Source organism: Spirulina sp. CCY15215 (assembly GCF_016888125.1).
In the GTDB taxonomy this organism is placed as follows: Bacteria; Cyanobacteriota; Cyanobacteriia; order Cyanobacteriales; family Spirulinaceae; genus CCY15215.
Genome location: NZ_JACSWA010000618.1, coordinates 1 through 21,894, shown reverse-complemented (window position 1 = coordinate 21,894; position 21,894 = coordinate 1). Strand labels below are relative to the sequence as shown.

22 protein-coding genes are annotated in these 21,894 nt (G+C 40.3%); 14 read left to right on the top strand and 8 right to left on the bottom strand.

Annotated elements, in window-relative coordinates:
- Positions 1-300 precede the first annotated feature (300 nt).
- The 7 genes from JUI58_RS25695 to JUI58_RS25665 all read left to right on the top strand — a co-directional run bounded on the left by JUI58_RS25695 (position 301) and on the right by JUI58_RS25665 (position 3,556).
- The gene (locus JUI58_RS25695; protein WP_204106712.1) at positions 301-438 is read left to right on the top strand and encodes a hypothetical protein; all 138 of its coding nucleotides are present in this window, start codon (positions 301-303) and stop codon (positions 436-438) included.
- Positions 392-697, top strand: a complete 306-nt coding sequence (locus JUI58_RS25690; protein ID WP_204106711.1) for an antitoxin AF2212-like protein — start codon at positions 392-394, stop codon at positions 695-697. Before JUI58_RS25695 ends, JUI58_RS25690 begins: the two co-directional genes overlap by 47 nt.
- Positions 687-1,109: a type II toxin-antitoxin system VapC family toxin gene (locus JUI58_RS25685; protein ID WP_204106710.1), complete on the top strand. Its 423-nt coding sequence runs from the start codon at positions 687-689 to the stop codon at positions 1,107-1,109. The genes JUI58_RS25690 and JUI58_RS25685 overlap by 11 nt, the downstream gene beginning before the upstream one ends.
- A gap of 103 nt (positions 1,110-1,212) precedes the next feature.
- Positions 1,213-1,644, top strand: coding sequence for a hypothetical protein (locus JUI58_RS25680; protein WP_204106709.1), 432 nt, complete (start codon positions 1,213-1,215; stop codon positions 1,642-1,644).
- Between the two features lie 295 nt (positions 1,645-1,939).
- Positions 1,940-2,416 (top strand): hypothetical protein, encoded by a 477-nt coding sequence (locus JUI58_RS25675; RefSeq protein ID WP_204106708.1) that lies wholly within the window; start codon positions 1,940-1,942, stop codon positions 2,414-2,416.
- Positions 2,385-2,852, top strand: a complete 468-nt coding sequence (locus JUI58_RS25670; RefSeq protein WP_204106707.1) for a hypothetical protein — start codon at positions 2,385-2,387, stop codon at positions 2,850-2,852. The genes JUI58_RS25675 and JUI58_RS25670 overlap by 32 nt, the downstream gene beginning before the upstream one ends.
- 116 nt (positions 2,853-2,968) lie before the next feature.
- Positions 2,969-3,556 (top strand): Uma2 family endonuclease, encoded by a 588-nt coding sequence (locus JUI58_RS25665; protein ID WP_239121720.1) that lies wholly within the window; start codon positions 2,969-2,971, stop codon positions 3,554-3,556.
- Between the two features lie 67 nt (positions 3,557-3,623).
- On the opposite strand, the gene JUI58_RS25660 is transcribed toward JUI58_RS25665, so the two are convergent.
- From JUI58_RS25660 to JUI58_RS25635, 6 genes are all read right to left on the bottom strand, one after another.
- Positions 3,624-4,091, bottom strand: coding sequence for a DUF4365 domain-containing protein (locus JUI58_RS25660; protein WP_204106706.1), 468 nt, complete (start codon positions 4,089-4,091; stop codon positions 3,624-3,626).
- 2 nt (positions 4,092-4,093) lie between these two features.
- Positions 4,094-4,588: a DUF4365 domain-containing protein gene (locus JUI58_RS25655; protein WP_204106705.1), complete on the bottom strand. Its 495-nt coding sequence runs from the start codon at positions 4,586-4,588 to the stop codon at positions 4,094-4,096.
- 112 nt (positions 4,589-4,700) lie between these two features.
- Positions 4,701-5,150 (bottom strand): DNA phosphorothioation-associated protein 4, encoded by a 450-nt coding sequence (locus JUI58_RS25650; protein ID WP_204106704.1) that lies wholly within the window; start codon positions 5,148-5,150, stop codon positions 4,701-4,703.
- Positions 5,150-7,252, bottom strand: a complete 2,103-nt coding sequence (locus JUI58_RS25645) for an AAA family ATPase (protein WP_204106703.1) — start codon at positions 7,250-7,252, stop codon at positions 5,150-5,152. Before JUI58_RS25645 ends, JUI58_RS25650 begins: the two co-directional genes overlap by 1 nt.
- Entirely contained in the window at positions 7,249-7,434 is a 186-nt protein-coding gene (locus JUI58_RS25640) for a hypothetical protein (RefSeq protein ID WP_204106702.1), read from the bottom strand. The genes JUI58_RS25645 and JUI58_RS25640 overlap by 4 nt, the downstream gene beginning before the upstream one ends.
- 4 nt (positions 7,435-7,438) lie before the next feature.
- On the bottom strand, positions 7,439-9,592 hold the full coding sequence (locus tag JUI58_RS25635) for a DEAD/DEAH box helicase family protein (protein WP_204106701.1): 2,154 nt from the start codon (positions 9,590-9,592) through the stop codon (positions 7,439-7,441).
- Between the two features lie 296 nt (positions 9,593-9,888).
- On the opposite strand from JUI58_RS25635, the gene JUI58_RS25630 reads away from it, so the two are divergent.
- On the top strand, positions 9,889-10,764 hold the full coding sequence (locus JUI58_RS25630) for a hypothetical protein (protein ID WP_204106700.1): 876 nt from the start codon (positions 9,889-9,891) through the stop codon (positions 10,762-10,764).
- Positions 10,765-10,868: 104 nt separating this feature from the next.
- Entirely contained in the window at positions 10,869-11,117 is a 249-nt protein-coding gene (locus JUI58_RS25625; protein WP_204106699.1) for a hypothetical protein, read from the top strand.
- A gap of 125 nt (positions 11,118-11,242) precedes the next feature.
- On the opposite strand, the gene JUI58_RS25620 is transcribed toward JUI58_RS25625, so the two are convergent.
- Positions 11,243-13,009 (bottom strand): S8 family peptidase, encoded by a 1,767-nt coding sequence (locus JUI58_RS25620; RefSeq protein WP_204106698.1) that lies wholly within the window; start codon positions 13,007-13,009, stop codon positions 11,243-11,245.
- A gap of 204 nt (positions 13,010-13,213) precedes the next feature.
- On the opposite strand from JUI58_RS25620, the gene JUI58_RS25615 reads away from it, so the two are divergent.
- Both JUI58_RS25615 and JUI58_RS25610 read left to right on the top strand, forming a co-directional pair.
- The gene (locus JUI58_RS25615; protein ID WP_204106697.1) at positions 13,214-15,496 is read left to right on the top strand and encodes an EAL domain-containing protein; all 2,283 of its coding nucleotides are present in this window, start codon (positions 13,214-13,216) and stop codon (positions 15,494-15,496) included.
- Positions 15,496-17,130, top strand: a complete 1,635-nt coding sequence (locus JUI58_RS25610; RefSeq protein WP_204106696.1) for an asparagine synthase-related protein — start codon at positions 15,496-15,498, stop codon at positions 17,128-17,130. The genes JUI58_RS25615 and JUI58_RS25610 overlap by 1 nt, the downstream gene beginning before the upstream one ends.
- A 72-nt stretch (positions 17,131-17,202) precedes the next feature.
- Here the strand turns inward: JUI58_RS25610 and JUI58_RS25605 are convergent, their stop codons facing one another.
- The gene (locus JUI58_RS25605) at positions 17,203-19,773 is read right to left on the bottom strand and encodes a M1 family metallopeptidase (protein WP_204106695.1); all 2,571 of its coding nucleotides are present in this window, start codon (positions 19,771-19,773) and stop codon (positions 17,203-17,205) included.
- Here JUI58_RS25605 and JUI58_RS25600 point away from each other — a divergent pair.
- From JUI58_RS25600 to JUI58_RS25590, 3 genes are all read left to right on the top strand, one after another.
- Entirely contained in the window at positions 19,767-19,967 is a 201-nt protein-coding gene (locus tag JUI58_RS25600) for a hypothetical protein (protein WP_204106694.1), read from the top strand. The genes JUI58_RS25605 and JUI58_RS25600 overlap by 7 nt on opposite strands.
- A gap of 231 nt (positions 19,968-20,198) precedes the next feature.
- Positions 20,199-21,314: a hybrid sensor histidine kinase/response regulator gene (locus JUI58_RS25595; protein WP_204106693.1), complete on the top strand. Its 1,116-nt coding sequence runs from the start codon at positions 20,199-20,201 to the stop codon at positions 21,312-21,314.
- A gap of 180 nt (positions 21,315-21,494) precedes the next feature.
- A partial coding sequence (locus tag JUI58_RS25590) for a helix-turn-helix domain-containing protein (protein ID WP_204106692.1) occupies positions 21,495-21,894 on the top strand: 400 nt, incomplete at its 3' end.

Below are 21,894 nucleotides of genomic sequence, written 5' to 3'. Positions count from 1 at the left end.
AGTGCAATACAAAGGCACCCTAATTAAACAACTCCAAGGCGGTAGCGAAACTAATATAAAGCCGTCCTATAAGGACGGGGTTTCTACCCAATTTTTCTGATGAAGAACAAAATACTGGTTTCGGCTCTGAGTTTATTCGGGTTGTTGATGCAAGTCTTTCTGCGATTCAAAGACAGCCTTTTGCTTATGCAGTAGTTTTTCAAAAAGGAAGACAAGTTAGGCGAAAATTAATTCGTAAATTTCCTTACAGTTTATTCTATTGCGTAGAAGATGAAAATATAGCGATCGTCGCTTGTTTTCATGTTAAACGCGATCCTCAAGCGTGGCAAAATCGTTTATAGCGATCGCATTCATCGGAAAATCTCGATAAGTATTTGTATTGATTGGAGAGGTGCGATCGCATTCTGGGGAATGGGAGAAATGCGATCGCGGTTATAATACAAGCAAGATTCAAGCTAAAACAATGGTCGAAACAATTACAGCCGTATTTGATGGGGAGGTCTTTCGTCCCACCCATGCAGTTTCCCTCGAACCCAATACTTCGGTTGAGATTACGATTAAAACGGTTGAAAATGGCGATCGCGAACCCGTTTCTTTTTTGGAAGTTGCGCGATCGTTTGAGTTAGAGGGTCCGACAGATTGGTCTGAAAATCTCGATAAGTATTTGTATGGCGATCCTGTAGAAGATGCAAGCTGAAGTATTTTTGGATACGGCTTACGCGATCGCTTTGACGATTAAAAGCGATACGTTTCACGAACGTGCTATTCGTTTAGCCGATCTTCTCACACGACAGAAAACACGCTTGATTACAACTCGTCCGATTTTATTGGAAATTGGCAATGCTTTGTCAAAATTGCGCTATCGTCATGTTGCAATTAGTTTGTTGCGATCACTCGAATTAGATCCGTTAGTTGAGATTGTGCCTCTTTCCGAAACTCTTTATCGAAGAGCTTTTACATTGTACTGCGATCGCGCCGATAAAACATGGGGATTAATTGATTGTATGTCGTTTGTCGTTATGCAAGATCGAGGTATTACTGAAGCGTTGACAACAGATGAGCATTTTCAGCAAGCGGGTTTTAGGGTTTTGTTGAGAGAAGATATTTGATGGATTGCGATCGCAGGTGATAGTCTAAAAGTTGATTGTGTTTTTGAGGGTGAAACCGAGTTTCCAGATTGGTACAAAGAGCAAGAAAGGAGGAAAAATTAAAATGCGTAAATGGGTTGTTTTTCGAGCGCAGAAGCGTCAACCGGGTTGGGAAAATCGCAAATTACAGCATACTCAGTCCCTAACTAAAATTTTAGCAGAACATTTTGATTCTTCCGATAGTGATATTCCCGAGCCAGGTTATCGTCCTCCAGAATTTGTTAGAGTCGAACAACTTTCCGATTCTCAATATCCTGCCGCAAACACTCATTATCGTCAAGGAGATTGGGAGGTAGTACGAGTTGAGACTTATACTCCAGAAATCCCTTTCGGCGAGTTCGATATGGTAGTAATTTGTTATTGTCAATATGCTCCCATTAATGCAGACCTCAAACCGATGCCCGATCGCCGAGTTACTGTTGATTCATTTGCCGGAGATGAGATGGCTTATCAAGATTGGTTGAAATCTCAAGAAAAGACGGCGATCGAGGTCTAGTCTCACTTGATTTTCACTTGTATAATAAAAGTGCGATCGCCAGCAACAAAGAGCTATAAAGTCACTCTTTCCCCTCATTTTTGTGGCATTTTTCTTTCTCTCCACCTTGGTCATCTCAATGGCTTTGTGTTCTTTTTTCCCTATTTTTCCTTCTTTTTGAAAAGTGATTGACAAAATTGTTAAAAACGATTACAATAAACTGGCCAAAAGGTAATTAATTACTTTTTGGCCAGAACGAATATTTTAGCATCATAAGGCTAAACTTCCCTAGCAATATAACCAAAAGGTAATACAGATGAATACTGCTGTTTTGGATAGTTATTTAGGAGAATTTACATTTCAGAAAGTTTCTAAAATTCAACAACCTTATCCTGTTAATTCTTCTCAACTCCAAAAATTTACAACTGTCTTAGATCGGTTGACTGTTTTAGTTGAACAACAATGGAATCAACTATCCGATTGCGATCGCGAGGTTCTTATTGCTATTGTTTATGATGCGATCGAGTCATCGAAAAAAGGGAAAAACATAGTTTTAAATTTCTGGAGAAGAGTGTCATTTGCTTGGATGTTAATCAAGAGTGGTGAGGAATCTTTTGTTGCCTATCGTAATGCCGTGCAGCGTTTTATAAACAGTGTATTGGATAAAGTAGAGAGATCGCACCCCGAATACGAACTACAAGTTTCTCAAGCCTTACAAGAGGTTTTAGAAGATTCGCAAAATAGTCTAGTAATGACACAAGATGAGTTTGAAAAATGGCTATCAAACCTATAAAATAATATTATCTCAGAAGTTCCAACGGTCTGTTGGAGTTTTGAAAAAACGTCATTATAAAGGTAAAAAATCTCAAGAAGTTTTTACAAAATTTGTCTCTCAAATTGTTAAATCTTTGCGAGATGATCCTTTTATTTTTGGATCTGAGTCTGAGAATATACCCAAAAGCTCCAAGTTAAGCAGAGAATTAGAATTCCAGAAATATTCTTTTAAAATGCCTAATTTAGAGGGTGCATCTGGACAAGGAAGATTAATGTATCTTGTCGATCGCGAGAAATGTGAAATAGAATTAGTTTGGATATATACTCATGAAGAGTTTCCTAAACGTCCGAGTGATAAAGATTTAAAGCAAATTCTTGATGCAATTCAACAGACCAGAGAAGATGAAGATAGCGATCGCATTGAATCTCAAGATAGTGAAAAGGAACAAGAGTAGGTTCTGATTCGATATCGGGTAATAAGAGAGATTTATTCTCAATGCAGAACCAAGGAAACGAGGGAAAGCGGTCATGCTATTCTGTGAAAGGCGATCGATACACTCTAAAATTAAAAATGCAGCTATCAAATCAAGCGATGATAACCTCAGCCTCCGAAAAAATTTGCTGGACGATCGCCGATCTGGAACACTTTCCAGACAACGATAAGCGCTATGAAATTATTGCAGGAGAACTATTCGTGACGAGGGCACCCCATTGGCAACATCAAAGAATTTCTGTGAATATCGCGACTCAATTAAATCTTTGGTGTGAAAAAACAGGTTTAGGAAGCACGGCGATCGCCCCTGGGGTAATTTTTTCGGAGGCTGATAGCGTTATCCCCGATGTGGTTTGGGTCAGTCAAGAACGCTTGTCAGATATTTTAGATGCTGCGGGACATCTTATCGATGCACCAGACTTAGCTGTGGAAGTTTTATCGAAAACGACCGCCGATCGCCAGCGAGACTATGAGGTGAAATTAAAACTTTATTCGACTCGAGGGGTTCGAGAATATTGGATTTGCGATCGTCAAAAAGAATCGGTTCAAATCTATCGACGAGAGAATGGCATTTTAAAATTAGCGGCGACGCTATTTTCAGAGGATATTCTGACCAGTCCTTTGTTACCTGAATTTAATTGTTTGGTCAAACGGTTTTTTGCTTGAGGTTTTTAATAAAGAACGATTTGGATAATGAGATGATTTTCTCTTGCAAGCGATCGCCTTTATTTTACTAAGCTAAAGAATATTGTTTGGCATTATACCAAGCTGCGATCGCTTTAACAATTTGCTCCAGGGCATTATCATCGAGAGGATACCAGCGATCGCGTTCCTCGGTTTCGCTTGTTTGGTTAGCTAAAAGAGGATATTTTAGCCATTGATAGTAACCGCGATCGTCTTCCATCGTGAAGAAAAAGACGCAAGCAGGAAAAGGCAAATCTTGATAGTAATGAATTCCTTTTTGAATGGGAAATTGGGAGCGATCGGTAATATCTTTAATCGCTGCATCTTTTGCTTTCACGTTAATACCAAACATTTTACCCGTCGAGACACCTTTATTTTGGATCGTGACTAATAGATCGAGTCCGCGATCGCGATCGTCCATTCTTTGAATGCTTAAATCTTGTCTGCGAGTTAGATGAACAATCGCGAGATGTTCGGCGCGATTTTCTATAAAGTATTGTAAATCTTGTTGTAACATTCTTATCTCCATTTCGGATCGCAGAAGCGCGATCGTAAGGTTAAATCGTTCGGAGAAGTCCAGTAGGCGACTACCTCATCCCATAATAATGCTAAAACATCCGGATTGAGAGGATAATTCGTACACAAACTTGAAAATCCTGTCGTATATTCGCCATTGGCTGACAAAATATAACCACGTTCTCCTGGTTCATCAATACCAACAATATAAGTTGGGGCGGGATAAGCTGCAAGACGTTGCATTGTCGTGGAAGTAACTTGGATGTTTAGACGATCCTCTCTTTGGGTATATCCTCTAGCAGTTGCTTTAACTTGTACAAAGAAGAAAGGAATTAAAGATTCTTCATAAAAGAGTTCTATCAAAAAATCGATTGTTCGCTTCTTTTCTCCCAAAAATCGAGGAGACTCGCACAAATAACCGCGAGTTGGATGCTTGCGTGTGATGAGAACTCGGAAAATCGATTCTCCTCGTTCTCCAATAATTTCTTTTACGTCCATCAATATCGGCGATTGAAATACGGCAATATAAGTTTATTCCTATATGCTCGATTTTTAAACTGTGCGATCGCATCTCGTTGTCTCTGTAAACGTTGTTTGAGTTTCATTCGGTTTATTCCATAAAAAAGCTATCTAAACTAGGTGCAACATCTGCTGAGTTTTGGTTCATTTCTTCGATAAAGTCGAGGAAATTGTCTAAAAGAGTCCCCTGTGCATTTATACATCGTGTTTTAAGATATTCTAGTCCTGCTGTTGCATATTCTTCAAAAATTGTGACTGGAGAATCGCCCTCTTCCATTCCTTCCTTATCCAAAATTTCTATAGTTTCGGATTCGGCTAAAGCTAAGAGGTAAATAAAAACATCATCGTTCTGATTTATAAATGGATCCCAACGAATTAGTTCACCACCTTTATCTCGTTCTTTTCGTTCCTTAATATACCATCCAGTAGCAGCCGCAAACATCATTACAGCCTGTTTTGTTTTAAAAAGACCCTTTGCCTTATCGGTTAATAACTCGTATAAATGTTCTTGTTTTTGAGAACGATAAACCCCATGTTCCATTACACTTCTACCTCTACTAACTGTGTACATTCAAATTCATCTTTTGACTCAACAATGTAAGAATATTCTTTTCCATTGAGAGTAATTTTTTTTCCTCGCTCTTTAGGTGTTGAGCATTCTAATATCCATTGTGAACCCACATTGGATATTAGGCTCTTTTCGGCTTCCCCTCTCCATTGGGATTCTGAAACAAAAATGATAATTTGAGGTGCAAGAGTTGGGAGCAAATGTGCGACATCTCGACGATAATCTAGTTCAAGTTGTCCAAAAGCAGAATCAATAACTAATGGATATAAACCTCCCCGAAATAAATGTTTTTGATTTATGTTTTTTTGACTTTTATTCTTTTCGCGATAGATCGAACGTGCTTTATCAACTAAGCTCCCAATAAAAACTAAACTTAGAATTTGCTTTTCACCTGTTGAGGTCCCACTAACTTGCTGTTCAAGCGTTCCAATTTTCTTTACAAGGTTCAATCGATATTCATCTGTAAATTGAGCTTTATAATCTTTAATTGAAATTTTATTCCAAATTCTATTAAGTCTTTCTGAAATATCTTCTACAAGTTCTTTTTGTCTAAGATATCTTATCTTTTCAATTGCTTCCCTAACATTATTTACTGTATCTAAACGACACTGTGCTAACTGTCCTTGCAGATCGCTTTTTGCTATTGTGTTGAGTTCTCTCTCTTTTTGTTGAATGTCACCACCTATACTTTTTGATTTTTGAGAATCACGTCCGATCTCTAAATTTAACTCACTAATAGCCTCCTCAGCCTTTTTTCGTTGTTTTTCTAGCTTCCCGTAATCATAATCTTCGCTAAGTTCGCGACCTCCAATTTTTTTAGATATTTCACTCAGATCGTCTCCTATTTTAATAATTTCTTCTTCGATTTCTCCTCGTTTTTCTTGCAAGATTCCGATTTTTTCTAAGGCTCGTGTTCGTCGTTCTCTTAATGAAGGTAAACTACCTTTAGCTCTGATTACTGCTTTTTCTAATTCTTCTGAACCAACACCAACGCGATCGTGCCACTTTTCAACACAAGAATACGATTCAGTTCCCGGAGCAAGTTCTCGTCCACAAATACATTGCTGCTTTTCCAATAAATCTCTTACAAAAGGTCTTTTCATATCAATAGGTAATTCTCCTTTTTGATATGCAGTGTCTAAAATCTCTTCTGCTTTTTGTAACACATTAGAAACAAGAATTAAATATCCATGTTGGGACACTTCCTGAGCAAGCTGTTGTTCTGTCTCTACGGATTCTTTCTTTTTATTTTCTCTAGCTTTTTCTTGATTTTGACGCTGTTCTTGTAATAGTCTTAATTCTGGATTTTCTAACAGAATTTCATCAATCCGTTTTTTCTCTTCCTCAATCTTTTGCAATCTGGCTTTCGATTGTTGAATTTTTTTGTTAATGTTGTCCTGCTGTTCTTCAAGTTGTTCTATTTCATTCTCAACTTGCTCTCCTTTCTTTCCCGACCTTTTCCCTATTTCCCGACGCAAGGTTCTAATAATTTCCCCATTCAGATGTTTGATGGCGCGATCGTAAACTTCAATATCTAATAAAATTTTTACTCCAGCTTCGATATCCTTGTAAGCATCCGAACTAGCTAGTTTTTCAATACGTTCTCCATTAAAAAAGAAAAAGGGAGATAAGGGTTTAGGAAGAAGTTGTTCTAATAAATCTTGTGGATTTCTTGACTCTTCCCATTCTCCGTTGAGCTTATGAAAATGTACTGTAAGAGTTGGAGATTGTAAAACTTTTCGTTTCCCATCTAAAGTTTTTGTAACTATCTGTTTTCGTTCAGCCATATAAGTTTTATCTCGATCTTCAAAGTATAACTTTGCTGAAGTTACAAGTTCTTTATTGATATTGAGTTGGGCAAAAGTAGCTTCTGTTTCTAATAATTCCTGATTTTCAAAATCTGGAGAAAATGTAGCATAAAATAACCAAGTAAAGGTATTGAGAAGTGTAGTTTTTCCCGAACCATTAAATCCATGTATAACGGTTACATTTTTATTATTTTCAGTTGAGAAAACAATTTCTTGCTCTCCTTGAAACTGACGAAAGTTTTGGATAATTAATCGTTTAAAAATCATTTAACTATTTCCTCTATGGCCTTTCTAATATTATCATTAATTCCCAGAGGTTTACTCCTATATAAAAGTTTTCGTTCTGCTTCAATTACTTTTTTTAGAAAAACGTATTCTTCCTCCGTCAAAGCCTCTAAAATTTCTTGAATTTGCTCCTGCATTGATTCTTTTTCATTGATTTTTTTCATGTTACTACTCTACTCCTAAATCGAGTAGGTTAAGACGATCGCGTAAGTCTAATAAAGTATAGAGAGCATCTATCCTATTCTCTGCCAATTCAGCGAACTCTAAGACTCGTAGCAACTCTTTGCCAAATAAACGACGAGTGAGACCGTAATAAGGAGAACGAGAATTAGTGAACTCATCGGGGGGTTTCACAATAAAATCAAAAATTTCTGCCATCGTTTTGCCGGGAGACAATCTGAGTAGACGGCCTCGACGTTGGATAAACTGACGAGGATTAGAACTACTCGCTAAAATAAAAGCTCGTTGAGTTTCTGGAATATCCACACCTTCATCAAGACAACGAATCGCAACTAACGCTTGGATTTCTCCTCGTGCAAATTGATCGCGAAGTTCGTCTCGACGATTTAAAGGAGTATCAGAGGTATATTGAGCAACTTTCATATTGAGATCGTGACCGAGTAACCGAGTAACTGCATCGATTTGACGCTCGACTGCTGTATCTGTTTCCAGCGTGCCATCTCCACAGTAAATTAAATTATACATACTTTCTGTGCGAGAACTCAATAGAGAGCGGAGAATTTCAATTTTTTGTCGTGCGGTTGCAATTAAGCGCGATCGCTGGATCAATAGTGCTTCTATACTTATCTCTTCTGAATCTGGAATGTTTCTTTGTGTTCCTAAAACCCGAGCAATTTTCTTCGTGAGTTCGTAGTAGCGCTGAAACTCATCCTCCGTCAGTTCAATGAGTTGGGGATAATAACGGTAAGGACATAAAACTTTATCTCCCAGTGCATCTCGCAGCGTGTAGTGAACCAATGTCGAACTAAAATAATGAAGTAGAGCATTTGTTCCTGTCTCATCAAACCATCGTTCTGGAGTTGCGGAAAGACCAAGACGATAGGACGCATTTTTCGGTAAACTCTTTTGCAATTGCTCCGATCCTAAATTGTGAACTTCATCAGCAATCAAAAGAAAACGAGGAGAAATTTTCTGCAGTTGATGTTGAAATGCCTCAGAAGCAAAAGTTGTGTTAGAGGTAATGATACTGACTAAGGCTCGTCGTTTTGTTTTTGCATTGTATAGTCGTACTGATAATGCTCGTTCCCAGCGATCGCGTGAGATATTACAAGGAAGAGGATCCAGACCAAAACGTTTTGCTTGTACTATCCACTGATTGACAAGATGAAGATAGGGACAGACAATTACAATAATTAAAGGAGAGCCAATATGTTCGTAAAGTTTTGTAGCGATCGCTAAAGCAGTAATTGTTTTTCCACTTCCTGTTGCCATTTCTAAAATTCCTTTGCCTGAATGAGAAAACCATTCTTTAATTGCTTGGATTTGATGTTGCCTTAAAACAATTTCTTCTGGTATTTCTAAGGTTTCTTGTTGAATCTTGCGTTCAGATTTATCAACATGATAAGAGCCTTTTTGTTCTGAAACTGAATAAGAATTTTTTTGAGGAGTCATCCCATATTCTGTTGGAGGATGCTTCGGGCAAAGTTGCAATAACGAGCGCTTACTTGCTTCTGGAAAGCTCACAATATCTAAGTTTTCAGTCTGATTTTCCCATAGTTTCTGAAAATTCTCAGCTTTTCGTAAAGCTCTTTCTTGAACGCCCAAATGCCAAGAACAAAACACATCAATACATTCAAAATTATTGATTAATCCAGTAGAACTTTCATTGACTGAACCCGTAAAAGCAATCACATTACAATCATCTTTAAAAATCCCTAGCTTTTCATGGTAAATCCCATATTTTCTAATTTCTTTAGCAATAGCTAATTTAATTTCTAGGATTTCATGAGCAATCAACCATGCTAAACACGAAAGACGATCTCGAACAATCTCGTTAAATTCTCCTATTAATTCTTGTTGTATTACTTTGACAATAATTTCTTCTCGTTGTTTGAGTCCAGTTGCGATCGCATTCACATCTTCTTGAGATAAACGGGGAGAAGCAATTAGCTGCATTTTCCCACCAGTACGGATTAGAGCAGTTATTCCTTGTGCTGCAACTGCTATTGATGTGCTGGAGAAAAAACCAACAGCACGTTGATATAAGTTAGAATTTTCTAAAGAGGGAATATAAAAATCTTGGATGAGATTAGAGCGATCGCTTCGGTACTCATCTTGTATAGTTAAATCCTTTAAGCTCATTCTTCGCCTTCTAAAAATAAGATTTGTAATTATTCTAAGTTACCACATAGAGCAAAATGAGATGATTTTCTCTTGCAAGCGATCGCCTTTTGCAACTCCAGTTAAAGAAAAAGCAAAATAAAAGGGTTGGCTTACTTAGTCAATCGACTCTGTAGCCAATACTTAAATAATGCCATGCGATCGCTTATTCCTTAAAATTAGGAGGATGTTCGTTAAGCGATCGCAATGCTTTTCGTAAATTTTAGAACTAAATAAAAGGGAATGTGATCGCCTATTCAAAATTATGAAGTTAAGCAATGACCCAAAAACCCCACGACCAATTTGCCAAACAGTATCTCGAAGGACTCCTCGCACCCCTTGGCAAAGTCAAGATCGGACAAGAAGTCTCCCCAGAAGTGCGTCAAGTGGATGTATATTTTTCTCCCTTACCCACACCCTCACCCTCACCTCCAAACTTGGGACTCCTCGGGCAAATGGTCGAAACTCCTTGTTCTCTCGAACCCTTCCGAAACTCACCCAGCAAAACAGACATTCGTAACTGTATGCTGAAACTGTACTCCCTCCACAGCCAACTCCAACGCAAAGCCAAACGCAAAAACCAAACCCTCACCGAAACAGAACTGCCGCAACTGTGGATTCTCACTCCCTCCGCAAGCGATCGCCTTCTCAATAGCTTTGGTTTCACTCGTAAGGACAAATGGGAACAAGGAGTCTATGTTCTCCCAGAAGCACAAAAAACGGCTCTCATTGCGATTAATCGCCTCTCTGAAACCCCAGAAACTCTCTGGTTGAGAATTTTGGGCAAAGGTAAACTTCAAGAACGCGCTATCCTAGAATTAATCGCACTCGAAAGGGAAAACCCCCTGCGAATTCATGCCCTAGAACAAGTTGCTATTTGGCGAGTCAATTTGCAAATGCAAGCACATCCAACAACAGAACAACAGGAGTTAATGATGGCACTATCACCCGCTTATCTTCAATGGCGAGAAGAAGCCGTGCAACAAGGACAACGAATGATGTTAGAAAGTATGCTGACCGTGCGCTTTGGTTTCGTAGATGAAGAACTTGCTGCAACAATCGATCGCCTGTTAAAACTACCTTCCCAAGAAGCTGTTTCCCTCGTCCTGCAATGCACTCGCGAAGAATTATTAGAGCGATTTAACGACCGATAGAAATACTCTAATTATGAGGGCGCGATCGCGACGACCAAAACTGCACAAAAGAACTTTTTGTTGTATCTTGCTATAATTTAGAGTACATTAATATTTTTCAAACTATGACGGTAACTCTGATTAAACCTTCTAGCTTGCTTCCTAAAGGCATTCAAACTCAACGAATTAATAATCTCACTTTGTTTAAATTTACAGAAGAACTCGGGCAGCGAATGCAAGAACTTCTCGATAAGAAAAAAGCCAATACTTTAGATTCAGAAGAGATTGTAGAACTCGAAGCGATCGCCGAACTGGATAACATTTTTAGCTATATTAATGCTGTTATTGCCGCTCAAGCGAATGCCGATCTCTAAAACCTTAAAAATTTCAGAGCGATCGCCAGATTCCCAACTGCATTTTTGAAAGTCTTACAAAAAGAAAAAAGAGAGGAAATGAACGTTTATCTCCTCTACTCTCAGATATTTTTCAATCAATTTAATTAAATACCTTGAACTTCTCCTTTAATAACAAATCGTCCTAAGACAAAACAGAGAACAGCATTAAAAAGAAGGAAAATTGAGGCGGAAATTCCCCCTCCAATTCCCCAAACCACAGGAGAGAGAAACGCACTCACCGCCAAACAGGATGCAACACCTAGAGTTGTACCAATGGAGAACCATTTCCAGTGAGGATGACCGAGGAATAGGACAATTAAACCCGCCGGAATTAAAATACTGGCAAAGAGAGGATTTAAGGTCGAACCCCCTTGAATTGCTGTTCCTAATTCGGGAATAGAACTACCTAAAACACGGAAAGGCGCTTGAGGTAAGTCAAAGATGTAGAATCCTCGTAGGAAAAAGATTCCCGAACTTCCGGCGATTAAACCACTACTCAACCACCCAGTCCAACTAAAGGGGAAATAGTTGCGTAACAGCCAAGCAAGGAGATAAGAACCAATCACCATCCCTAATTTTGGCAGCAAGGCGATCGCGCCCCCATCAAACCAGAAGCGCAAATTCAAATAGCCATTATCTCGCAACCATCGGAAGAAGTCCTTAAAGGTAATCTGTCCTTTGATCGCCAGTTTGACGGCGGCACCGGCATCCAATTGTCCCGCACCAAAGTGATTTAAGTCATCTTCTTCCACAGGACGGGCGGACTGTTTGAGAATCTCGTAAATTTCTGCGGGGCTATCGATGCCCTCCGCTTTTAACAAGGCTGCAACCCCAGCAACGTGAGGGGATGCCATGCTAGTGCCTTGAAAGCCAAGAAAAACCGCTTCTCCGGTACTGGGGTCAATGGTATTTTGCAGAATTTTACCTTGTTCGCTGCCCCCTGGCGCGGAAATGTCAACCCCTGCCCCATAATTGGAATAAGGTGCCTTAAGTCCCGCAGGATCGAGAGCAGAAACGCTCAGGACGCGGGGATAACGGGCAGGATAGGAGGAAGAATTGCGATTTTCGTTTCCGGCGGCGGCAATGATGACAACGCCTTTATCGTAGGCATAATGGATGGCATCCTCGAGTAGTTTACTTTCACCGCCTCCCCCTAGGCTCATATTGATGATATCCGCGCCATTATCGGCGGCAAAACGAATGCCCTCGGCGATATCGGACACCGTACCCCCTCCACTAGCAGCGAGGACTTTAATGGGCATAATTTTGGCTTCGTAGGCAATACCGGCGACCCCATAACCATTATTAGTGGATTGGGCGATGGTTCCCGCGACGTGGGTGCCGTGGCCAACATCATCCCCAGCATCAACTTTATCGTTGACAAAATCGTAGCCTTTGACGAATTTGGTTTCTTTCAGATCCGGGACTTTACTCACTCCCGTATCGATCACCGCAACGACGACTCCATCTCCTTTTGTTTCCGCCCAGGCCTGTTCAATGTTAATGTTTTGAAAGTTCCACTGTTTGTTGTAATCGGGGTCGTTGGGACGTTCGAGGGTGTGATAAATGTAGTTGGGTTCGATGTATTCCGTCGCAGATCTGATTAGTTTGGATTTTTTCAGGGCTTTGAGGGTTTGTTTGTCGCCTTCGAGAATGTAAACGCCCTGGGAAAATTCGCTGTTTAAATGGGGTTTTACGTTATAGGTGCTGGCGATCGCATCCAATTCTTGAAGAATTTCCGTTTTTGAGACATTATCTTGAAAGTCTAGGACAATGGAGCTATATTCTCCTTGATTGGCTAGACCTTTGAAGTTCCATAAAGCAACACTAATGCCGATGATAAAAAGGCAAAATAGCAGAATTTTTTTCATAGCGGTGAGTTCGAGTAAAAGTGAGGGTGGGCTGGCAAGGTCAGCCTACCCTACTAAGATAGCTTAGGGAACTCAGATTTGGTATCAGGCTACGATCGCCGATATATAATAGTCGAGTTAGCCAGAAGGGAAATTTTCCCCATTGCGCGGCTCAACGATTTATTAAGGGTGAACGAGGTATTAATTGCGCCTCAAAAATAAGTTATGAAAAACGAATCTGTCAGGAATGCCAAACTGACGCGCAACATTGTCGGCTTTTATGTCATCTTTAGCAGTCTCTGGGTTTTCCTGTCTGACAATATTCTCTTGGCTTTAGCTAAAACTCCCGAGCAAATTGAGGTCTGGCAATTCGCTACGGGGATTTTCTATGTTCTCATTACCAGTATTTTGTTATATAGAGTCTTACAGCTTTATACGAGAGAAGCTGAAAAAAAACTTGCCCCCTTGGAAGATTTAGTGCAACGCTATCAAACCCTTTTTGAAAAAAATCCTCAACCTATGTGGGTTTACGATACGGACACAATGGCATTTTTGGATGTAAATAATGCGGCTATTGAGGCTTACGGCTATTCTCGGCAGGAGTTTTTGAAGATGACTCTCCAAGATATTCGCTCTCCTGAAGATATCGCGATCGCCCCTTTTACTTTAAGTGAAAATGTTCCCGGAATTTGGCAGCACTATTGTAAAGATGGTTCGATTATGGAGGTAGAAATTGATGTATTTCCTTTTCTTTTTGCTGAGAAACCTGTTAGGCTGGCACTGTTGCAAAATGTCACCGAACGTCAGCGCACTTTAGAAGCGATCAAGTACAAGGAAGAACAATATCGAACTTTGGCCAGTAATTTTCCCAATGGCGCGGTTGTTCTCTACGATAAGGACTTGCGCTATACTTTGGCAGAAGGGATGGAAGTGGGTCGATTGGGACGCAATGCTCGAGAAATTGAGGGAAAAACGCTACAGGAAGTGGTGTCGGAAGAGACTTATAATATTCTAGAACCCCTATATCGCGAGGCTTTAACGGGAATGCCCGTCACAACGGAACTGCCTTTGGGCGATCGCATTTATTTAACTTATGCCCTTCCGGTTTTCAATCAAAAGGGAGAAATAGAAAGCGGGATGAGCGTGACCCAGAATATCACTCAGCGCAAGCAAATGGAGGAACAACTCCAGCAGTATGCGTTTTATGATACCCGCACTAAACTTCCCAACAAGACTTGGTTTCTCGATCGCCTCAGTCAGCAACTCCTACAAACTCGCGCCGGAAATACGGGCTTTTTTACGGTATTATTTTTGCAGTTGGAACGCTTTAGTACGGTGAAGTACAGTCTCGGTCATCGTTTGGCGGATCGGTTAATGTTGGCAACTAAAGACCGTTTGGAAACTTGTTTAAATTTGGTCGAACCGGTAGCGCGGGTGGGAGATAAGGCGATCGCAACTATCCTGATGAACATTCATACTCCTCTAGATGCTGCCGCGATCGCCCAATATATTCAAGAACAACTCTCACAACCTTTGGAGGTAGACGGACAGGAGTTATTTTCTCCGGTAAGTATTGGTATTGCGATCGTAGATTCCCCTCTTTTAGCGGAACAGAAGCCAGAAACTTTACTACAGGCAGCAGATACGGCGATGAATCATGCTAAGTATAAAGGTAAGGCTGGCAAGGTTTCTTATGCGATTTTTGAGCCTAAAATGTACGAACAAGCGGTCGGTCGCTTCCAGTTAGAGACGGATTTGCGTTTAGCTCTCAAACGGGAAGAATTTAGCGTTTTTTATCAACCTATTGTAGCAATGACCACGGGGTGCATCACGGGATTTGAAGCGGTGGTACGTTGGTTGCACCCATCGGCAGGATGGATGTCCCCAGGAGACTTTATTCCGGTTGCAGAAGAAACGGGATTGATCGGGTTTATCGATTGGTGGGTTTTAGGTGAGGCTTGCAAACAGTTAGGAAAATGGCAGAAAATTTCGGATTTTCCCCTCACTATGAGCGTCAATGCTTCGGGAGCATTATTATCCCAATTTGGTATTATGGAACGCTTGCGACAAGTCACAAAGGGGAATCGTTTACTTAAAGAAAGTCTGCGTTTGGAGGTGACAGAACGAGTTATGATGGAGCATTATGAAGCAACTTCTGGACTTCTGGAACAAATTAAAAATTTGAAAATTAGGCTCTCGGTGGATGATTTTGGTACGGGATATTCTTGTTTGGAACGTTTGCATCAATTGCCTATTGATACTCTTAAAATCGATCGCTCGTTTGTTGGTCGGATGTTGGCAGATGAGGATAGTTTAGCAATTGTTCGCACGATTATTGCCTTGGCACATAGTTTAAAGATGGATACAATTGCGGAAGGAACGGAAACTCAAGAACAGTTGTCTGTTTTAGAAGAGATTAAATGTGAATACAGTCAGGGATTTTACTTTTCTCCCCCTGTGGCAAGTGAGGAAGCAGAGCAGTTATTAAAACGTCAATGGCAATGGTAATGCTACATCCCTCTTGGTGTGCGGTTTGGGGTAGGATCGATCGCGATCGTTTTGCGCTTCTGGGTTCCTCTTCCTTACAACCGGTTTGGAGTCCTCAAGGTCGATTTTTAGTGGTTGGGGATATTTGGTTTAGCGATCGCGCTTCTCTCTTACCAGAAATAGCTATCACAAAAAACAAATCTGATAGCGAAATCTTGGCATATTTATGGGAAAAAGAGGGAGAAAATTGCCTCACAAAATTGGAAGGAATTTTTAGTTTTATAATTTGGGAGAAAGAGCGCGATCGCCTCTGGTTGGTGCGAGATGCTTCAGGGGGACGAACTCTCTACTACACCCAACAAAATTCAACCTATTATATTGCACCGCGTTTGGCAACTTTGCAGCCTTGGCATTCTCAAACCTTGAATTTAGTCGCTTTGCGGGACTATCTTTGTACGGCTTTTGTGCCTGGAGAGCAGACACTTTGGCAGGATGTGCGGGAGTTAAGTCCTGGAACAATACTTCTTTTACCGGAAAGTGAGAGAAAATCCTACTTTGATTTAAAAGAGAATATTTCATCTGCATCAAGGGAAGATCGTGCTAGAGAATTGCGATCGCTACTCAATCAGATCGTCCCAGAATATTTACCTGTCAATGAATCTGTTGGGGTTTATCTTTCTGGGGGTTTAGATTCGAGTTGTATCGCAGCATTAGCGGCTCAATATTGCGATCGCCAAGTCTTTACTTATTCTATTCATTTTGGTGCAGATTGTCAAAATGAACTGGAATTTTCCAGTTTAGTTGCTAACCATTGTCAAACTGAACATCGTATTCTTGAAATTACTCCCCAGCAAATGTGGGAAAAATTGCCGATCGCAATGGCAAATCTTGACGATCCCATCGGCGATCCTTTAACAGTTCCCAATTATTTATTAGGACAATTAGCAAGAGAAGATGTTCGCGTTATTCTCAATGGAGAAGGAGGAGATCCCTGTTTTGGCGGTCCAAAGAATCAGCCAATGTTGCTCAATCGTTTATATAATTCAACTCAAACGGATTTGCTTTCTGCTTATTTGAATTCGTATCAAAAATGTGCCGAACATTTACCGCAACTTCTCAAACCCGATATTTTCCAAGCTGTTGTTAATAAACCTTCTGTTTTTACTACCTATCTTGCTTCTGATGCCGCTTATCTTAATCGTTTAATGACCTTAAATATTAGATTTAAAGGTGCAGATCATATTTTAACCAAGGTCAATAATTTGACGCGATCGGCTTTATTAGAAGGGCGATCGCCGCTATTCGATCGCCGCATTATTGAATTTTCTTTGAGTATCCCTCCTGAGTATAAGTTAGCCGGAGCCGTGGAAAAAGCAATTTTAAAAGAAGCAGTAAAAGATTTATTACCTCCTGCGATCGTACAACGTCCTAAAAGTGGCATGATGGTGCCGGTACAGCGTTGGTTTTATCAATATTGGCAGCGATCGGCCAAGAAATTACTGTTAGATCGCCATGCTGCGATCGCCCCTTATTTGAACCAGAAATTGATGCGCGAGTGGTTGAACTATCGCGGCGATATTTGGCGACGCTATGGGGTCAAATTATGGCTGTTGGTGAGTTTAGAGTTGTGGTTGCGAGAACAGAAAAAACCTTAATCTTTTATAAATCAAATGGATTTGCTATTGGGATTATAAAAAAGAGGGTAGGCAATACCCACCCAAAAGTGTTCACTCTTTTGCTTCTAATTTAGCCAAGCGAGATTTAAGTTCCTGATTTTCTTTTTTTAAGGTTTCAAACTCATCCCGCAATTGTTTCACCGCCTTATCCGATCCTAAGTTTTTCTGTACTTTTTTAACCGCTTCCTCCGCCATACGACGGACTCGGCCATCTAAAGTTTGGTCGGCCAGAGAAGTCAGAATGCCGATCGCCGCCGATGTCTGCATTTGTCCTAAAGCATTAGTAACAGCAACTTGCGTGAGAAAGAAAGACTCTCCTGCAAGTGCCTCCAACTGTTCCCCGATCGCCTCGAGGCGATCGGGAGTTTGTCCCACAGATACGGCACCGAGGGCGCGTATCGCCGCCAAACGAAGGGCTTGAGGAGTTCCCGCTTTGGTGTACTCCGCAATGATTTCCGCCGCTTCTGGGGCTGTTTTCATTTGACTTAACCCAGCGATCGCCCCCGATCGCACCACCTCATTCCAACCTGATCGCGTTTTGAGAACCTGTTGTAATAAATCTAAAACTGACTCTTTTTTCTCCTTTAATACTCCAGAAACCATGCTTCCCAACTTTTGCAATGCAGTAGCTTCCGTGTAATAACTCGCATCGCCATTCGCTGCAATTTGGTGAATTTCTCGGTAACTTTCTTCGGTTTTAAACTGACTTAAAGACTCAATAACCGTCCGTCGAACTCGAGCATCGCTATCGCTTAAACCCGATCGCAAAGCGTCTTCAGCCTGTGTTAATTTAACTTTTGCAAGTTGTTTGGCTACCTCTACGCGAACGCCCCAAAAAACATCGGATTTTAAGGCTTTTTCTAAGGCTTTAACCGTATCTAAATTACCTTTTTTGGCTAAAGCTATCGCCGCATAAATTCGCGAAACTGGATCGGGATCGTACTGTAATTGTGCCTTAAGTTCTGCTACAGGATATTCTAGGGAAACCGTTTTCAGAAAATAATTACCGACATCAAAACTAAAGAATTGAGGTTTTTTCGGTAACGGGAAATAAAATGCTTGTTCGAGCAAATTGACTTGTACAGTCATTTGCTGTTGGGAAACCTTTTCTTGGGAATCAACATAACCAAAAGCAATGGGAATTTTGAGATCGAATAACTGGCGATCGCTACCCGTTGAATCATTTTTAGTTTGTGTTTGTTTGACGGTAACTTTAGCTAAGTTATTCTCCCGATCCCATCCATAACTGACTTTAAATGCAGGATGACCACCGCGAAAAACATAGGAATCAAATAAAAAGGCTAAATTGCGTCCCGTTGACTTTTCAATAGCTCGAAGTAAATCAATAGTTTCGACACTTTGATGAGCGCGATCGCGGAGAAAAGTTTGTATGGCGCGATCGAACAATTCATCCCCCAAAATACCACGAATCATGTGGTAAACGCAAGCTCCCTTTTCATAAAGATGGCGATCGTATAATTCAATTGCTTCTCGATAAATATTCGTCACAATGGGACGACGATAGCGGGATTTATCTTCGCTTAAATAACTTCTTGCTTCTTTTAAAAGGTAATAAGCGCCTTCATCTTGACCATATTCATGTTCCACCCATTGTACTTCAGAATAAGAGGCTGCACCCTCTTTGATCCACGCATGAGACCAATGTTTAATCACTACAAGATCGCCAAACCATTGATGCGCTAATTCGTGAACAACTAAACTTTCTGTGCGATCATTATCTAAAGCAGCACGTTCATCTAATAGACAGCGATCGGTTAACAGCGTAGTTGAAGTGTTTTCCATTCCCCCAAAAATGAAATCAGCTACGCAAACTTGTGCATATTTAGAAAAAGGATAAGTATAACCATATTTCTGCGAGAGAAATTCCATCATGCGCGGCGTTTTTCCCATGCTGCGCTTACCATCTTCTTCTCGTCCTTTTTCAACGTAATAAGTTATGGGAATACTGTTCCATTCTGCTTTAATTTCAGCAAAATCTCCCACAGCAAGAGTAATTAAATAAGAGGGATGAATTTGTTTTTGATACCAGTGATAAATTGTTTCTTTTCCTTCCTTTTCTGTAGCAATAAGATCACCATTAGAAATAGCTAGAAAAGGTTGAGGAACCCGAACACGAATTTCCGATGAGGCTAGTTGTCCAGGATAGTCAAAACAAGGAAACCAATAGCGGGAATCTTCATCTTCCCCTTGAGTCCAAACTTGCGGCGATCGCGCTTCTGGAACGATAAAATATAGTCCTCGTTGAGGGTCTTGCAAACGATAGGCGATCGCAATTTGTATTGCTTCTTCCTTTGTCGGTTCTACTAACTCAATCTGGAGTTCTTGGCCATCATAATCGAAGGGTTGAAAGATTTCCCCAATTTTGACAGATTCAATTTTCAGATCGATCGCATCAAGGGTTAGAGAACAAATTCCAGCATGAACAGGTTTCAAAGTTATCGTACAAATACCGATAACACATTTTTGAGAGATGTCAACCGCTAAATCAAGGAAAATATGTTCAACTTGTCCAGGGCGATCGGGATTATAGTGAGGCTTTGCTCCAGGTAATTCAAAGGATTTGCGATCGTTTTCTTCGGAATCAAAATAAAAATATGGCATTCTTTACAAAATCTAGAAACAGTTTGTATGGTTGTTTGGGAAAGCCCCAGTTAATTTTACAGGGTAGCGCGAATCGGATTCAGTTGGTCAGTCTCATCGTAGCAATCATCGCCTATATTGAGAGATTAGCAAGTATTTATCTTAATTGCGATCGCCTCTCTCTAGCCATTGTTGAGATGTTGAGATTCTTATAGAACAAATTGCCTTTTGTGTGAATTGCGTATATATACTCTTGTTTTTGATCTGAGAAGATCATTAAAATATAGGTAGTTTTGCAGATAAGATTGCTCAAAAGTGCAGTATTTTCCGAACTCTAAAAGGAAGGACTTACTGAAATATCGAATTAATTAATAGACACAAAGTAAACGTAAATTTCCAAGATAGCTTGGTTAATTGTAAATTTTTGTGTCTATTTGGAGAAAAACATGACGACGATTTTAGTAATTGACGATCAAAAAGCAATCCGCACCCAGATCGTGGCAATTCTCCGGTTAGAACAATATAAAATTATCAATGCTGAAAATGGGGAAGCGGGCATTAAACTGGCAATTCAAAAACAACCGGATCTTATTCTTTGTGATGTGATTATGCCAACAGTTAATGGCTATGAGGTGTTAGATCGTTTGCGGGAGAATCCTAAAACAGCAACTATTCCCTTTATTTTTATGACGGGACTTTCAGATAAAGAGAGCAATCGCAAGGGAATGGAACTCGGGGCTGACGATTATCTCCTCAAACCTTTTACTACAGATGAACTATTGCAAGCGATTAAAACACGATTAAAAAAACAAGAAGTTTTTACTCGTTTAGCTCGAAAAGAATTAGATGAATTGCGAGAGAATATTCGTAGTGCTTTGCCTCACGAATTACGAACGCCTCTCAATAGTATTCTGGGATTTTCTGATCTTTTACTCTGCGATTTGGAAAAATTGAAGCAAGCAGATATTCGCGAGATGCTGGAACAGATTTATACTTCTGGACAGCGTTTGTATCGAACGATTCAGAATTTCTTGCTCTATGCAGAATTAGAATTAGCTGCCAGCGATCGCGATCGCTCGACTATCCTAGAAGATTACCCCACTAACCTAGTAGAAGGAATAATTTCAGATCAAGCGCGGGTACAGGCATTCAAACTGGGGCGATCTTCCGATTTGGAGTTAGATTTACAGGATGGCTTTGTGACAATTTCCTCGGAGTTACTAGCCAAACTGTTAGAAGAACTGATCGACAATGCCTTTAAATTTTCGGCTCCCGGTACTCCCGTTACTATTATTAGTTCTGTCACCGACGATCGCTTCTTATTATCGGTACAGGATAAAGGCCGGGGTATGACAGCAGAACAAATCGACAAAATCGGTGCCTACCTACAGTTTGAGCGTAGAATCTACGAACAACAAGGTTCCGGTTTGGGTTTAACTATTGCTAAACGTATTGCTCAATTACATGATGGCAATTTAAGCATTGAAAGCGTTCCCCATTATTACACGATTGTGCGGGTTTCCCTGCCTATCTACAAAATGCAAAAAGAGGACTCCTGTTAGACCCAAAGGGTTAACGGTGAGATGACGAGCGCGTTCCCTCGGTGAATTCGATTCACCGGGGTCGCTCGTCTTTTTGCCAACAAATAAAACCGACCAAAGTAGGGACGTTAAATTTAACGTCCGTACACATAGATTGACATTCTCCGTAAAGACTGCTAAAATTTGTCTCAGGAGGTCAAGATGTTAACACTAACTTACGAGTATAAATTAATCCCGAACGAAAAGCAAATTGAGGTGATTGAAAATACCTTGAGAGTCTGTCGTTCTGTCTGGAATTACGCCCTCAGAGAGCGAAAAGATTGGATTAACTCTCGGAAGTGTTCTGTTAATTCTTGTTCTCTAGACAAGGAATATATAATTCCGGTGGATAAACCGTTCCCAAATTACAACAACCAAGCCAAACAATTAACAGAAGCCAAGAAAACCAACCCGTGGTTAAAATCTGTGAATGCTCAAGTTTTGCAACAGATGCTCAAAAGATTGGACAAAGCATTTACAGATATGAAATCAAAAAAACTCGGTTTTCCTCGTTTTAAGAATAAGTATAGGATGCGTTCTTTTGTGTATCCTCAAATGCTGA